The organism is Telluria sp. LT2P80, from assembly GCF_059685955.1.
Genome location: NZ_JCASIO010000001.1, coordinates 1,147,253 through 1,162,293, shown reverse-complemented (window position 1 = coordinate 1,162,293; position 15,041 = coordinate 1,147,253). Strand labels below are relative to the sequence as shown.

Genomic DNA, 15,041 nt, shown 5'->3' with positions numbered 1-15,041 from the left:
ACATGGCAATTCGTCGGCGGCGATCCAAAAGCTTGTTGGTAAAATAAGCCCCTCATCCACTGTGTCAGCCCGAGCCGATCATGCGCACCGATACGCCCCAGACCATCTTCCGCAAGGACTATACCCCGCCCAGCTATCTGGTGGATACCGTCGAACTGGGCTTCGACCTGGACCCGGCGCGCACCGTCGTGGCCAGCCGCCTGACGCTGCGGCGCAACCCGGCCGCCACTACGCGCGGCATCGAACTGCATGGCGAAGACATCGAGCTGGTGGCGCTGCGCCTGAATGGCAAGCTGCTGGGCAAGCGCGACTACACGCTGGCCAACAACCTGCTGACGATCCGTTCGGCGCCGGACGACGTGGTGCTCGAGATCGAATCGCTGTGCGCACCCGATAAAAACACGACGCTGAGCGGCTTGTACGTGTCCAACGGAAACTTCTTCACGCAGTGCGAAGCCGAGGGCTTCCGCCGCATCACATTCTTCCCGGACCGCCCGGACGTGATGGCCAAGTTCACCGTGATGCTGCGCGCCGACAAGGCCCGCTATCCCGTGCTGCTGTCCAACGGCAACCTGCTCGAAGAAGGCGACCTCGACGACGGCCGCCACTACGCATTGTGGGAAGACCCGTTCAAGAAGCCGTCGTACCTGTTCGCCCTGGTCGCCGCGCAACTGGTCTGCCAGGAAGAAACCTTCCGCCTGGCCGATGGCCGCGACGCGCTGCTGCAGGTGTGGGTCGAGGACGGTAACCTGGACAAGACCGACTACGCGATGCAGTCGCTCAAGCACAGCATCCGCTGGGACGAAGAAAAATACGGGCTCGAACTCGACCTGGACCGCTTCATGATCGTCGCCACGAGCGACTTCAACATGGGCGCGATGGAAAACAAGGGCCTGAACATCTTCAACACCAAGTTCGTGCTGGCCAACCCGCGCGTGGCCACCGACATCGACTTCCAGGGCATCGAGGCGGTGGTCGCGCACGAGTACTTCCACAACTGGACCGGCAACCGCGTGACGTGCCGCGACTGGTTCCAGCTGTCGCTGAAAGAAGGCCTGACGGTGTTCCGTGACCAGGAATTCACGGCCGACATGATCGGCACCGCCACCGGGCGCGCCGTCACCCGCATCGACCAGGTGCGCACGCTGCGCCAGGCCCAGTTCCCGGAAGACGCCGGCCCGATGGCGCACCCGGTGCGGCCCGACTCGTTTGTCGAGATCAACAATTTCTACACCGTGACGGTGTACGAAAAAGGCGCCGAAGTCGTGCGCATGTACCAGACGCTGTTTGGCGTCGACGGTTTCCGCAAAGGCATGGACCTGTACTTCGCGCGCCATGACGAGCAAGCCGTCGAGTGCGATGACTTCCGCCGCGCGATGGCCGATGCCAACCACCGCGAACTGGGGCAATTCGAGCGCTGGTACAGCCAGGCCGGCACGCCGGTGCTGCGCTTCGAAGGCCGCTGGGACGAAGCCGCGCAGACCTACACGCTCACGCTGTTCCAGTCGTGCCCGGCCACGCCCGGGCAGCCCGAGAAACTGCCATTCCACATTCCGGTCGCCGTTGGCCTGCTCGATGCCGCCGGCGCCGACATGCCGCTCGTCGTCGATGGCCAGCAGCGCGGCACCACCGCCGTGCTCGAACTCACCGAAGCCGAGCAAACCTTCGTCTTCACCGGCGTGACCGGGCAGCCTGTGGCCTCGGTGCTGCGCGATTTTTCGGCGCCGGTCATCCTGCAGGGCGGCTACACCGATGCCGACCTGCTGCACCTGTTCAGCCACGACAGCGACCCGGTCAACCGCTGGGAAGCGGGCCAGCGCCTGGCCATGGAACGCCTGCTGAAACTGACCGGTGAAGCAGGTAGCAAGGACGATGCAGCCGCCAGCCTGAACCTGGACGAGACCTTCATCGAAGCGCTGCGCAAGATCCTGGTCGACGACACGCTCGATCCGGCCTTCCGCGAGCAGTGCCTGACGCTGCCATCCGAATCGATGGTGGCCGAGCAGCTCGAATGCGTCGATCCGCTGGCCGTGCACATCGCGCGCCAGTTCGTGCGCGCCGACCTCGGCGCGCGCCTGCGCAGCGAGCTCATGGCCCAGTACGAAGCCAACGCCACGCCCGGCCCCTACAGCCCGGACGCCGCCTCGGCCGGCAAGCGCGCGCTGAAGAACCTGGCCCTGGCCTACTTGAACGCCGCGCCGGACGCCGCCAGCGTCGCACTGGCGCAGCGCCAGTTCGATGAAGCCGACAACATGACTGACCGCGCCGCAGCGCTTTCCGCCCTGGTCGCCGCGCGCGTGCCGCAGGCGGCCGACGCGCTGGCCGTGTTCTATGACGAATTCCAGAACGAGGCGCTGGTCGTGGACAAATGGTTCGCGATGCAGGCGTCAAGCCCGACCACCGACCTGGCCGCCGTACGCGCGCTGATGACGCACCCGGCCTTCACGCTGCGCAACCCGAACCGCGCGCGCAGCCTGGTGGCGATGTTCTGCGTGAACAATCCGGTACAGTTCCACGCGCCGGACGGCAGCGGCTACGCCTTCTGGGCCGAGCAGGTCATCGCGCTCGACGCACTGAACCCGCAAGTGGCCAGCCGCCTGGCACGCGCGATGGACCGCTGGCGCCGTTACGCGCCGTCGCTGCAGTGGCAGATGCGCGAAGCCTTGCAGAAGGTGGCGGGGCAGGTCAAGCTGTCGAACGACGTGCGCGAGATCGTCGGCAAGGCGCTGGCCAACTAAACACATTCAACACAACCTGAGGAACCCATGAAACGCGTAAGTCTGACGCAGTACCTGGTGGAAGAGCAACGCCAGCACCAGAGCATCAATGCGGAGTTGCGCCTGCTGATCGAAGTCGTGGCCCGCGCCTGCAAGCGCATCAGCTATTCGGTGAGCAAGGGCGCGCTGGGCGAAGTGCTCGGCAGTGCCGACACCGAAAACATCCAGGGCGAAGTGCAGAAAAAGCTCGACGTGATCTCCAACGAGATCCTGCTCGAAGCCAACGAGTGGGGCGGCCACCTGGCCGCGATGGCGTCCGAAGAAATGGAAACCATCCGCCAGATCCCGAGCCGCTATCCGAAGGGCGAGTTCCTGCTGCTGTTCGATCCGCTGGATGGCTCGTCGAACATCGACGTCAACGTGTCGATCGGCACGATCTTCTCGGTGCTCAAGGCGCCGGAAGGCATGCAGGATCCGACCGAGCAGGACTTCCTGCAAGCAGGCAGCACGCAGGTGGCCGCCGGTTACGCGGTGTACGGCCCGCAGACGATGCTGGTGCTCACCACCGGCAATGGCGTGCACTGCTTCACGCTCGACCGCGAGCAGGGTTCGTGGGTGCTGACCCAGAGCGACATGCAGATTCCGGCAGCGACCAAGGAATTCGCGATCAATATGTCGAACCAGCGCCACTGGCATCCGCCGGTCCAGCGTTACGTCGACGAGCTGCTGGCAGGCTCTACCGGCCCGCGCGGCAAGGACTTCAATATGCGCTGGGTCGCCTCGATGGTGGCCGACGTGCACCGCATCCTGACCCGTGGCGGCGTCTTCATGTACCCGGCCGACCTGCGCGACACCAGCATGCCAGGCAAGCTGCGCCTGATGTACGAAGCCAATCCGATGGCGATGATCGTGGAGCAGGCCGGCGGTGCGGCCACCGACGGAAAGGGCCGCATCCTCGATATCCAGCCGACCAAGCTGCACCAGCGCGTGCCGGTGTTCCTGGGCTCGAAGGAAGAAGTGGATGTTGTTACGGGCTATCACGCTGCGTAAAGACGTGCTGATAAATTAGGCAAACCGGAAATCTTGCGAAAGTGACGCGATACACACTAGCAAGGTTGCCGGTTTGTTTGCTAGAATACGGCTCTTTCGTGAGCGACGGCTTGTTTGTCGGGCATGATGGAAGGCGAAGCACAGGTTTCGCCGCTGTAGCTCAGTCGGTAGAGCAGCGCATTCGTAATGCGAAGGTCACCAGTTCGATTCCGGTCAGCGGCACCAAAATTAGTTAGTCAGATCAAAGGGTTACAGGCTTCGGCCGGTAACCCTTTTTTCTTTTTGGCGTGACCGTTGCCCGATCTGACCGCTGGCCCATCCCTGGAAAGACGATGCGCGGCGAATCCCTGGAATGTGAGCGTTCTGGCTGCCTGGTGTCTGGCTTTATCACCGTATGCCGGTATTGACGCAGCGGCAGGCGCTCATCCTGTTCGTCGTCAGCACGCTTGCCGCCTTTGCATTTTTCTGGACTGGCACGTCGCAGGCAATCCGTACCGCTCTCAACGGCGAGAATGGTGGCAATTCTTCAGCCGGGACTGCACATCACCGCTACGCCGCTACTGATGGTGTAGGAAGCCATGACCAGTTTGCCTGCGGCATCCACGCTCAGTTCGACATGGCTCTGGTCGGCATATTTGGCACCATATTGCAAGGAGCTGTCATCCGCTTCGACGCTGATCGATTCCTGGACCACGTTGGCATCGAACCCCAGCTGATGCTCTCCAAAAGCGACACCTGCCGAAGCTGGCTTGACCACCATCTTGCGCAGGGCGCCGCCCTCGACGCATGACATGGTGGCGCCAGCGCCGGTGAAGTATTGCGCCACCGCCGGATACAGCGGTTTGGCCGCAAGGTTTGATGCCGACGATACATTGGTGCATTGGGCTACATGTCCACCCTCGCCAAACATGGCGCTGCCGCCGCCGGCACTATTTACGATCAGCTGGAACGGCCGTTCACCGCCGCTGGCATCGAAGGTGCCTGCCGGCGCTGCGCTGCCATCGAGCGTACGTACCAAACTCATGCGCGTGCCTGCCAGGTTGATCGTCCAGTCGGCGGCAACGACCTTGCCGTCGCGTCCAATGGTGACCCCCTCTGGCGGCATGGGGCCACCGATGCCGTTGCATGTGCCGCCATAGCTGCCGGCAGCCAATCCCAGCATGGTGGCGCGGTAAGCCGGATGCTTATTGTCACCCTTGGTGACTGGAGTGGCCTGGACTGCGGCGTCATCGCCAGACGGCGCGTCGTCGGTCGATTTGCTGCATCCTGCCAGCAGCAGGGCCGTGCAGGCGACGGTCAATATGCTCTTCATCGCGCCCCCTTCGCCGACGACGCGCTGACCGCCTTGCATTGACTGCCGATGCGTGTCAGGCGCGTTACCAGAACGCTCGAACGTGTGGCGGCGCCGGCAGCGCCGGCGCCGCCGCGTTCAGCAGCAATCGCCCGCATGTCGGCCTTGTGTTCCTCCCAGTTCTCGAGCACGTAGCGCGCATCCTCACGCTCATCGGCGCTGGTGGAATTTTTCAACGCGTTTTCGAACGTCTTGCGCTGTTGATCGAAGTCGAGCAGGCCTTGTTGCCCCATACGTTCGGTGACCGATGTTTTCATTTCCCAGGTAGTGGCATTGACCTTGCGGACGGCAACGGTGGTATCGGCGCTCGGGCAGCGCGAACTGAACGTGGTGCTGCCGGCTGCATGCACTGGTGCCGAACTCGTGCATTGCTGGTCAGCTGGCGGCAACATGCCGCTGCCCGTGGCGCCAATGCACAGTTGCCCCAGACTAGGAAGCGCGCCGACAACGGCCGCCCCACCTGGCGCCTGGACTCGCATACTGGCCATGCCACTGGCGCTGTCGTTTTTCTGCTTCAGCACAGCGCCATTGCTTTGTATGACATTGGCATCGGCGTCGATCCGGTACAGGCCAGGCGGTGGCAAATTGACCAGGGCGGGTGCCGTCGCGGCGCTTACGTCGGTTGCGCCGAATGGCAGCAGGATTGCCGCGATCATGGCCGGCAGGCGAGGGGGAAAGGACGTGGTGAACAAATAAATCTCCTGAAAAATTGTTATCGAGCCGCTCGGTGAGGAGGTGGCTCAGCGGACGACCATTTCGACGCGTCGGTTTTTTGCGCGTCCTTCATCGCTCTCGTTGGTCGACACCGGTGCCAGATTGGCGACACCGCGCGCCACCAGTCTTGTCGAAGCGATCCCATACGTGGAGGCCAGCGCTGCACATACCGCTTCAGCACGTTTTTGTGACAACGTGCTGTTGGCGGCAAACTCGCCCTGGTTGTCGGTATGGCCAACAATGAATACTTTCATGGCCGGCGTGGCTTTCAGCACGTTCGCCATCTGGGCCAGCTGACTGGCCGAATCGCTGCGCAGGACTGCCTTGTTGGTGTCGAACTCGATACCGTACAGGGCCATCTTGCCGTCGCGCTTGAGTCCTGTCGTGATGGCCGCCGCGTCGACCTCGACCTTGCCCAACTGGGTTGCTGCCGGTTCGATGATCTGCACGAACTGGCGCTTGCGACTCATGATTCCCGAATTTGGAAAGCCGGAGACGATCCCGATCGACACGTAAGTGACGCCGGAAGGTCCTTTGCGCTGGCCACTGTAGTAATGAAAACCCGGCTGATTGGCGCTGTTGAACGTGCCAAGAACGGCATTGTCGTAGCCGTTCCAGTGCGCCTTGCGCGGAAAATTCTCTACCAGTTGCTGCACATTGGCTTGTTCGCATGCGGCGGTTTCGCAGGCATACAAGGTCTGGAAGCCTGCAGCTTCGAGCGCATGGCGGTAGTTGCGGTAGATCTCGAGCGGACTGCTGTCATCGGGCGCAAGATACAGGCGGTTGCTGATCTTGCCCTCGACCGGGATCAGTACCGGTTTGCCTTTCTGCACAGTCACGACCGACGCCTGCTCCAGGCGGCTGTCGCCGTACATGTACAGGATCGACCCCTTGTACCGGCTCAGTAGCGGACTGTCGGCGCCACCCTTGCGGTCGACGGCCGTCTTGTCGGCGGCCAGCACAGGGGCCGTCGCCAGCAGCGCTGCGCCCAACCATATGGCCGCGTGAAGCTTATTGCACACTGCGGGTGCGTCGCAGTTCCGAATTGAGTGCCTGAATATTTTTTTGATGGTCATACAACTCCTCGGGAAGTCGCTGGCTGTCCGCAGCGGATAACTTGGTGGTTTTGTGCTGGCATCCTGCGCGCGCTGCATCGCGGCAGCATCGCTGCGCGCTTTGGCGGCGAGCTCTTCGTGCAGGATACCAATAGGTCGCGATCGCGCCTGTCCTGTTCAGCAGCGCTGATGCGCGGCATGGCTCGGGGGCCGCACGCGTCGCCGGGGCTCGGGCGGGGTTGGGGGGGGGCGGGAGGTCAAGCCGTCATTGGCTGCTTTGGCCTGGTTGCGCCAACAGGCTGTTTGGCGCCGCGGCGTTGCGGTTGACAATGACCTGGATGCCTTGGTCGTTGATGTGACGGGGGGAGGGGTTGAAATCGACGAATGCGCCAACGACCAACGCGACGTCATCGCACGAGCTGGCACCCAGTTTCGCCTCGCACCGTCTCCTTGACGAACGCTATGCAGATCGGTTGCCTGGCGGCGTTGATCCGCTTGCCGGCAGTGTGAGCGCTTGCCGCTTTAGCCGGGCTGCGTCTCTTCGATCGCTGCTTCCTGCAACCCGCGTGCCAGGCTCGATACGCTCGGATTGTCGACGAACACGCAGCGCTTGCCATGGCGCTTGCAATGGTCCTTCACACGCCAATAGGCGCTGTGGCTGATGCAGCCAGTCTGGCAGATCACCAGGTCGGCGGCCGCCAGGCTGGCATCGAGCTGGCTGCTGCTGTCTTCCAGGCCGCCGTCGTGGTGCGCGAACTGGGCACCGACGCGCTCGATCATCGTCCGGTAGATCGGCACGCTGCTGCTGCGCCCGCCCACGCACAGCACGGCGCGGTTGTGCAGTCGTACCGGCATCGCCACGGGCACGGCGACGGGTTCCGGCGCGGGCGCTTCGTCGGCATCCGGCGCTGTGGCACGTGACGCCTTCAGCTCGGCCACCTGCGCGCGCAGGGCCTGCTCGCGCGCTTCCAGCTGCACGATGCGTTCGGCCATGCGCTCGCGGGTGTCGAGGTCTGGGATGCTGGCTTGCAGACGCGCCAGCTCGGCGCGCAGGGTGGCGACATCGCCGTCGCGGGCAATGGTGGCAGCGCGCGCCGTCATCAGGAGCTGCTCATGGCGCTCGGCGTCGAGCCCTTTTTCCTGCGTCAACACGTTGCACCGTTCCTGCAGGCGGACGACCTCGCGTTCGAGCAGGGAATGGTCAGCGACGATCGCATTGAACTTGTTCAGATCGGCGCGGGCGCAGGCGCCGGCCTGGTGCTGCACCATGTGGATATCGCGGCACATTTTCTCTTCGAGTGCCACCGTGCAGCGGGGATGCGACAGCCCGGCCCAGAACGCGCCCGCCACGTCGCCGGCAGCAACGGCCGCCGCCCACAACGCCTCGACCTGCTCGGTGGTCTTGGCCGCGCGGAAACGCTGGACATGCTGGGCATAGCGACGTTCAAGCTCTTTCTGGACTGCATCGGCGACAGGCGTGCGCAATGCGCATTCACTGACGGTGCCGACGTGAATATCGTAATCATCATGCAGCACCTTCCCGCCAGTCACCTTCTCGACCAGCTTGCGCAAGCCATTCAACGGCAATCCCACGCCCACCAGCGGACAATGCGACGCATGCGACAACTCCCAGACGCGCCGTCGGCGCGAGCTCTGCGCGCTATCGTTGGAGCAGGGTACGATCGAAGCATGTTTGTCGCACATGGCAAATCCTTTGGCACGGAAAAATGGCAGAGGAGAGCAGTACTCCCCATCAAATGATAATGATTCTCATTTATTCTATCGCAGTCTGCGCTTCGTGCAAGCAGAATTTACAACGCCTTTACTATTTCCGATAACGCATCTGACGTGATCATGCATACCCGCGCGCATGGATAAGCAACTTTGATTTCCAGATGGCTCTGTTACACTGACCCGACTTTTTTCACAGCCAGCCGTCGTCCGCGTGATCCACATACACACCCCCAACGGCCTTCCATCCGTCCTCGTCGGTCCCCTGTTGCGCCGCCTCGAACCTGGCCGTCTCGTCCTTTGGTTGGTCGGCAGCACACCGTTGTCCTTCACCCTGGTACTGGAACCGCATGGCGGCGAGGCACAGCGGCTGGTGGTGGGTGAAGATTCGTGCCGCATCATTCCGATCGGGCGCGATGCGCACATTCACTTCATCGACGTCACGCTGCCCGCGCCACTTCCGCAGGACACGCTGATCGACTACGACCTGTTGCTGACGGATGTCGAAGGCGTCGAGCAGGGCATTGCGTCTTGGGCGCCGCACCTGGTACACGATGGCGCATCGATGCCCAACATGGTGCTGCGCAGCCGCTCCGACAACATCCTGTATGGCTCGTGCCGCAAGCCGCATCACCCGTCACGCGACGGCCTGGCGCGGGGCGACGATCTGATCGCCGGGCACGTGGATCAGGCCGGCGAGCGCCCATCGATGCTGCTGCTGGCCGGCGACCAGGTGTATGCCGATGACGTGGCCGGCCCGATGCTGGGCGCCACCCACGCGCTGATCGAACGTCTTGGCCTGTTCGGCGAATGCGTCGAAGGCGCCGTCGTCGCCGACAGCGACGAGTTGTACGCCCATCCCGACGGCTACTATGGCCGCCAGCGCCTGCTGCCGGCCCATAAGTCGAGCGAGGCGCTGCGCGAGAAGTTCTTCGGCGGCGTGGAAAAGCCGATCTTCACGACGGCCAATGCCGACAACCACCTGATGACGCTGGGCGAAGTGCTGGCCATGTATCTGCTGGTCTGGTCGCCGGTGCCGTGGCAGGTGATTGGCGAGATCGCGATGCCCCAGCTCGACCCCAAGCACCAGGAACGCTGGCACGAGGAAGCCGGCATCCTGCACGGCTTCTGTGACGAGTTGCCGCGCGCCGCGCGCCTGATGGCGCACGTGCAGACGCTGATGATTTTCGACGACCACGACGTCACCGATGACTGGAATCTGTCGTACAAGTGGGAAAAGACCGCCTACGGCCACCCGTTTTCACGCCGCATCATGGGCAATGCGCTGGTGGCCTACATGCTGTGCCAGGGCTGGGGCAACCGGTCCGATGTCTTCGGCGAGGTGCTGGACGACATGGCCGCGATGGCCGCCAGGCCGGATTCCCGGAACCGCCTCGAACCCGAACCGCATGGCGCGCTGATCGAGCGGCTGCTGACGTTCCGCCAGTGGGATTACATGCTGCGCACGCAGCCGGCCGTGATCGTGCTCGATACCCGCACGCGGCGCTGGCGCAACCAGCGCCGTCCGAGCCATCCCTCCGGCCTGATGGACTGGGAATCGCTGACCGAGTTCCAGCATGAACTGATCGATGAAACGGCGGCGGTGATCGTGTCGGCGGCGCCGATGTTCGGCGTGAAGCTGATCGAGGTGGTGCAGAAGATTGCCACGCTGATGGGCCAGGCCCTGACCGTCGACGCCGAGAACTGGATGGCGCACCGCGGCGCAGCCCGCAGCCTGCTCAATATCTTCCGCCACTCGCGCACACCGGGCAACTATGTGATCCTGTCGGGCGACGTCCACTATTCATTCGCCTACGACGTCGAAGTGCGCGACGACACCCGGCCGCCGCACATCTGGCAGATCACCAGCAGCGGCTTCAAGAACGAATTCCCCGAAGACCTGCTCAACTGGCTCGATCGCCTCAACCGCTGGCTGTATTCGCCGCGCTCGCCGCTGAACTGGTTCACCAAGCGGCGTGCGATGTCGATCACGCCGCACCTGCCCGATCAGCGCAAGCACGGCGAGCGCCTATGGAACGGCTCCGGCATCGGCCAGGTCTGGCTCGATGCGAAGGGCCGGCCCGAACGCATCGTGCAGCACAATGCCGATGGCGGGCCTTCCACGCAGTTCTTGAAGCTGGGCGAGGAAAAGTCGGCCGAGCGCGCGGTCGAGCAGCCGACAACGACCGCCTAGCCTAACCGGGCTCCCGGCCCGCCAGTGCCAGCGGCAACCCGCGCGCCCAGCGGTTCGACGACAGCGAAAACTCCAGCGCGCGCACCTGGTGGTACCAGCCGGCCGGCACATACAGCATGTCGCCCGGCCGGACGATCACTTCCACCAGCGCCGCCTGGCGCGCCAGCGGAAAGCGCGCGTCGTCCAGCGCTTCGGGGTCGACGGGTGACCCGAACAGGAGCGGATTGGCTTCCCGCGTATACAAGAACGCATCGTGGTGGGGCGGGGCCAGGAAGATGCGCTTCACGCCGCGGATCTGGGCAAAGATATTGTCGTCGTAGTCGCAGTGCAGCGGCGTGATCGTGCGCGCCGGGCCGATCCAGAAGCGGGGCGGGCCCATCTTGTCGAAATACGCCGGCCAGTGGCACAGCCGGTTCAGTTCACGCAGCGCCAGATTGCCCACGTAAGGCGGCAACCCCGATTCGACCGGGGTGGACAGATCGAGATAGTCGCGCAGCAGCATGTCCTGCATGGCCCGGTGCGGCGCGAAGGCGGTATGCACGTAGTCGCCCACGCGTGCACGCACGGGCAGGTGGCCGTACTGGGTGCGCAAGGTGGTGATGTCGAGTTGCACGATCGGCCAGCGCCCGACCACGTCCGTGACCAGAAACGGCATGCCGGCCAGCGCATGCGTACGGAATGCCGCCGCATCGAGCCGCGCGAGGCGCGGCACCTGCGTGAACGGGGGCAGCGCCCGCGCCGCTTCCTTGATCGCCTCGCGCATGGCCGGAATCGAGTCCACCCCACGCACCTGTGCATCGCGCTGCGCGCGCGCCGCGGCGTCCTGTTCCGCCTGCGCCGCGTCCGTGCGCCGCAGCGGCGGCAGGCGCGCGGCGCCCGGGTCCTTCTCTACTGCCATGTCAGGCGTTCCTGTCTGTGATGAGGGGGCGTATGGTACCGCCAGCTGCCGCAAAGTGCGCCTAAATCACCCAAAATGACCGCTTTATGAACCGATGTGATGGTTCTGTTAGTCAGCGCACGGTCTGCGCAGGGTGCCCATTGTATTTTTTGTATCGCGACGCAGTGAATCCGATACTGCGACTCGGAAAGTTGCCGCAAGGTGGCCAACCGGGATGGGACGCAAAGAAAATGTACAGAGATGCCGAGTCAAATCGATGTTGATGTAGCGCAGTCAAAGATCGTTCCCGCTTGTTGTATCGGACTTATTCAATCAAAGATGTGGTGCTAGTCGAATTTCGTTCTACTCCGCGTTGATCACTATTTTATGAGGGTTACATCATGGATAATCAAAAGTCTACCGAGGGTAAAGGCATCAACGCAACCAACGCTTCGAACCCAGGTTCGGGCAACCAGCAAAACGCGTCGTCGTCGAGCACCAGCACCGGCACCGGTTCGCTGGGCACGAGCAGCGTGACCGGCAACAGCGGTCTGGGCAACAGCGGCAGCAGCGCCAGCACCGGCGCCGGCAACACGTCGGGTTCGACCATCGGTTCGTCGTCGACCCCATCGACCCCATCGACCTCGTCGGCTTCGTCGGCCGCATCGTCGATCAGCGACACCGCAGCAAACGCCGCTGGTAGCATCAAGGCAGCAATGTCGTCGATCACGCCTGAGAAAGCACATGGCGCCATCGACAAGGCAGCGCAAGCCGCTCAGCCAGTCGTCGACAACATCGCTTCGAAAGCACACGCAGGCGTCGAAAAGGTCACTGGCCTGATCAGCACCGCGCAAGAAAAATTCGGCGACCGTTCGACCCAGATCACCGAGAAGTACTCGGATCTGTCGGCACAGGGCAAGGAATACGTCAAGAACAACCCAGGCAGCGCACTGCTGGCTGCAGTGGGCGTGGGCTTCATCCTGGCCAAGCTGCTGGGTGGCTCGAGCGACCGTAGCGACTATCGTGACGATTATCGCAACGACTACCGCAAAGACTACAACTCGTACCGCGATTAATTCTACGCGCAATTAATCCACGGCTTAATACCGTGGACTGATTCCGGCACTTCATCGATGTGCCGATCGAAGGCCCGACCAGCATCTGCTGGCCGGGCTTTTTTCATTCTGATCTTAACGCTTTCTTAACGTCTGATTAACGTGACGATGACGGTGGGCAATCTAGCATCCATAGCGCATCAGAAGGCGCGTTGGATCCAGGTCCGCGTGATCGATTCATCGCCGGGCAGCGCATGGCCCGGCCTATCCGACGGATTCATGAAGACAGACGAGCTCTACCTGCATGAGGCGCCCACCGCCCCGACACGCCCTGCATCTTCATGGCTGGCACGCAGCACACGCATCGCCGGCCCCTTCGCACCGCTGGTGCAGATGCTGCTCATCGGCCTCGTGCTGCTCTCGGGCTTTCGCCTGGCAATGCTGGCCTGGCAATGGGACCGCGTGCATGCCACCGGCGCCGTGCTGGAGATCATCGTGCAAGGCGTGCGCGCCGACCTGATTCTGCTTGGCTATTGCCTGGCCATTCCATTGCTGCTGGCGCCGTTGCTGGCGCATCGCCGTACGGCCCGCCTGTGGCAACGCTTCACGCTGGGCTGGACGATGCTGGCCCTGATCTTCATCCTGTTCATGGAAGTCGCGTCGCCGCAATTCATCATGCAGTACGACGTGCGCCCCAACCGTCTGTTCATCGAATACCTGAACAACCCCCGGGAAGTGTTTTCCACGCTGTGGTATGGCTTTCGTACGGCGGTGTTGCTGGGCTGCGCAGTCACCGTGCTCGTGGGTGTCGCACTGGTGCGCCTGCTGAAAGGCGCATCCGCCGGCACGCCGATGTGGCCGGGCCGCAAGATGCTTCTCGTCTGGCCGGTCCTGTGCCTGCTCGTGTTCATGCAGATCCGCTCGACCACCGGCCACCGGCCTGCCAATCCGGCCATGTTCGCGCTCACCGGCGATGCGATGGTCAATTCGCTCGTCATCAATTCGGCATGGTCGGTGCTCGACGCGATGCGCTCGATGGACAACGAAGCCAAATCGTCCGATATCTACGGCGACTTCCCGCGCGCCAAGGTGTTTGCCGAAGTGAAAGCGGCGCCATGGCTGCGCGATTATCAGTTCGCTAACTCAGAGCAGCCGACGCGGCACTACCAGAGCGCGGCCGTCACGCGCGCCAGGCCGCTGAACCTCGTCATCGTGCTGCAGGAAAGCCTGGGCGCGACGTTCGTCGAGTCGCTGGGCGGCCTGGCCGTTACGCCAGAGCTCGAAAAGCTGAAGGGCGAGGGCTGGTGGTTCGAGCAGTTGTACGCCACCGGCACCCGCTCGGTGCGCGGCATCGAGGCAGTGGTTGCCGGTTACGCGCCCACGCCCGCGCGCAGCACGGTCAAGCTGTCGCTGTCGCAGCAGAATTTCTACACGCTGGCGGCCGGCCTGGGCGACCAGGGCTATCACACCGAATTCGTCTACGGCGGCGAAGCGCACTTCGACAATATGCGCAGCTTCTTCACCGGCAACGGCTTCCAGAAGATCGTCGATATCGGCGACATGAAACCGACCTTCGTCGCCAGCTGGGGCGCATCGGATGAAGACCTGTTCGACAAGTCGCTCGAGCGCCTGAACACCCTGCACGCCGCGAACAAGCCGTTCTTCAGCCTGATCTTCACGTCGTCGAACCACGAGCCGTTCGAATTCCCGGACGGTAAAATCGCGCTGCACGACGGCGACAAGCAGACTGTCAACAACGCCGTCAAATATGCCGACTACGCGCTGGGCAAGTTCATCCGCGCAGCCAAACAGCAGGCCTACTGGAAAGACACGGTGTTTTTGATCGTGGCCGATCACGACAACCGCGTGTACGGCGACAGCCTCGTGCCGATCAAAAAATTCCACATTCCGGGCCTGATCCTGGGCGCGGACATCGAACCCAAGCGCATTGCAACCATCGCCAGCCAGATCGACCTGGCGCCGACGCTGCTGTCGCTGCTGGGCGTGTCGAGCACGCACCCGATGATCGGGCGCGATCTCGCGAAAGACAGCACGACGCCGGGCCGTGCACTGATCCAGTTCAACGATTATTTCGCCTACCTCGAAGGCGCCTCGGCCACCGTGCTGCGGCCCGGTCAATCGCCGCTGGCGGGCCGGTACGACGCAGCCAGCGGGCACTTCAGCCCGGGCAGCGGCAGCCCGACGCAGGCGCAGGTCGACAAGGCGATGGCGCATGTGATCCTGCCGTCGATCCTGTATCGCGAGCAGCGCTATCGCCCGCGCTGAAAACGGCGACC

The 15,041-nt window shown here is 63.2% G+C and carries 10 protein-coding genes and 1 tRNA gene; 6 read left to right on the top strand and 5 right to left on the bottom strand.

Translation table 11 applies throughout. From position 1 onward, the window contains the following. Positions 1 to 80: 80 nt before the first annotated feature. The 3 genes from pepN (at position 81) to AC56LW_RS05075 (ending at position 3,992) form a co-directional block, all read left to right on the top strand. A complete protein-coding gene (pepN, locus tag AC56LW_RS05085) occupies positions 81 to 2,738 on the top strand; it encodes an aminopeptidase N (protein ID WP_499632273.1) in 2,658 nt (885 codons plus the stop codon). 27 nt (positions 2,739 to 2,765) lie between these two features. After that, positions 2,766 to 3,767, top strand: a complete 1,002-nt coding sequence (locus tag AC56LW_RS05080) for a class 1 fructose-bisphosphatase (protein ID WP_332533143.1) — start codon at positions 2,766 to 2,768, stop codon at positions 3,765 to 3,767. A 149-nt stretch (positions 3,768 to 3,916) separates the two neighbouring features. Then, positions 3,917 to 3,992: transfer RNA gene (locus AC56LW_RS05075), tRNA-Thr, on the top strand. A 301-nt stretch (positions 3,993 to 4,293) separates the two neighbouring features. Here the strand turns inward: AC56LW_RS05075 and AC56LW_RS05070 are convergent. The 4 genes from AC56LW_RS05070 to AC56LW_RS05055 form a co-directional block, all read right to left on the bottom strand. Next, positions 4,294 to 5,079 carry a hypothetical protein gene (locus tag AC56LW_RS05070; RefSeq protein WP_499632270.1) on the bottom strand — a complete coding sequence of 262 codons (786 nt, stop codon included), beginning with the start codon at positions 5,077 to 5,079 and terminating at the stop codon, positions 4,294 to 4,296. Next, on the bottom strand, positions 5,076 to 5,810 hold the full coding sequence (locus AC56LW_RS05065; RefSeq protein WP_499632267.1) for a hypothetical protein: 735 nt from the start codon (positions 5,808 to 5,810) through the stop codon (positions 5,076 to 5,078). Before AC56LW_RS05065 ends, AC56LW_RS05070 begins: the two co-directional genes overlap by 4 nt. Positions 5,811 to 5,858: 48 nt before the next feature. Next, positions 5,859 to 6,854 (bottom strand): OmpA family protein, encoded by a 996-nt coding sequence (locus AC56LW_RS05060; protein ID WP_499632264.1) that lies wholly within the window; start codon positions 6,852 to 6,854, stop codon positions 5,859 to 5,861. Between the two features lie 555 nt (positions 6,855 to 7,409). Next, entirely contained in the window at positions 7,410 to 8,591 is a 1,182-nt protein-coding gene (locus tag AC56LW_RS05055; RefSeq protein ID WP_499632261.1) for a DUF2325 domain-containing protein, read from the bottom strand. A gap of 349 nt (positions 8,592 to 8,940) precedes the next feature. Here AC56LW_RS05055 and AC56LW_RS05050 point away from each other — a divergent pair, with 349 nt between their 5' ends. Then, positions 8,941 to 10,812: a metallophosphoesterase family protein gene (locus tag AC56LW_RS05050; RefSeq protein ID WP_499632258.1), complete on the top strand. Its 1,872-nt coding sequence runs from the start codon at positions 8,941 to 8,943 to the stop codon at positions 10,810 to 10,812. A 1-nt stretch (position 10,813) separates the two neighbouring features. Here the strand turns inward: AC56LW_RS05050 and AC56LW_RS05045 are convergent, their stop codons facing one another. Beyond that, complete coding sequence (locus tag AC56LW_RS05045) at positions 10,814 to 11,710, bottom strand: cupin-like domain-containing protein (protein ID WP_499632254.1); 897 nt, start codon at positions 11,708 to 11,710, stop codon at positions 10,814 to 10,816. A 380-nt stretch (positions 11,711 to 12,090) separates the two neighbouring features. On the opposite strand from AC56LW_RS05045, the gene AC56LW_RS05040 reads away from it, so the two are divergent. Beyond that, positions 12,091 to 12,765 (top strand): ElaB/YgaM/YqjD family protein, encoded by a 675-nt coding sequence (locus AC56LW_RS05040; RefSeq protein WP_332533135.1) that lies wholly within the window; start codon positions 12,091 to 12,093, stop codon positions 12,763 to 12,765. A gap of 258 nt (positions 12,766 to 13,023) precedes the next feature. Continuing rightward, positions 13,024 to 15,030: an LTA synthase family protein gene (locus AC56LW_RS05035; RefSeq protein WP_499632251.1), complete on the top strand. Its 2,007-nt coding sequence runs from the start codon at positions 13,024 to 13,026 to the stop codon at positions 15,028 to 15,030. Positions 15,031 to 15,041 lie beyond the last annotated feature (11 nt).